Source organism: Bacillus sp. P4_D3 (assembly GCF_056401855.1).
The window spans coordinates 1-579 of the sequence record NZ_JBFUIN010001290.1 but is presented as its reverse complement, the minus strand read 5'-3'; the positions used below and the strand labels follow the sequence as shown (position 1 = coordinate 579).

Annotated in this window: 2 pseudogenes; both read left to right on the top strand. The window is 35.8% G+C overall.

Annotated features, from left to right (window positions below):
* Positions 1-250 (top strand): annotated as a pseudogene (locus AC1DTM_RS30875) (ABC transporter substrate-binding protein); the annotation flags it as partial.
* Between the two features lie 78 nt (positions 251-328).
* Positions 329-579: pseudogene (locus AC1DTM_RS30870) on the top strand (CehA/McbA family metallohydrolase); the annotation flags it as partial.

Sequence of the window (579 nt, the reverse complement as noted above, 5' to 3'; positions counted from 1 at the left end):
CAATGTAACAGAGTACGGTCCATATGCTGAATTTGTTAAAAAACAACCACAAGCATTAGTTCCGTTAGAACAAGCCAACAATAATGGAGTGGGACCATTTGTAGATCCAACGGGCGGAAAAATCAATGACGCTTTAAATGTAGCAAAAGATAAAGTAGAGATTGAAGGGGTTTCAGCAAAGAAAGCATTAGATGAAGCAGCTAAAGTTGCGCAAGAAGAATTAGATAAAGTTCTGAAAAAGAAGAAATAAACCTGTTGTAGTACGAACGTGAGGTGCTTTTGAACGAAGGAAGTGCCTCTAAAATTCACTTGAAAAGGTGTGAGAACTATGATCGAAATAACAAGTACGATAACACTCTCTCCATTCGTAAAAAATAAACACTGTTTCCAAATGGATGAAACTGATATTACAAACTTTACATTAACAATTGATCAAGGGGATAGCCGAAAAATTCCGCTTTTACTAATCTTAAGAGATCCTAACGGTTATGTACGTATACAATATCAAACTCCAATTGTAAATGAAAAACTAGTCGTTTCGAAAGATCCAAAGTTTTGTTCTGCTGGTTGTATTGGAGG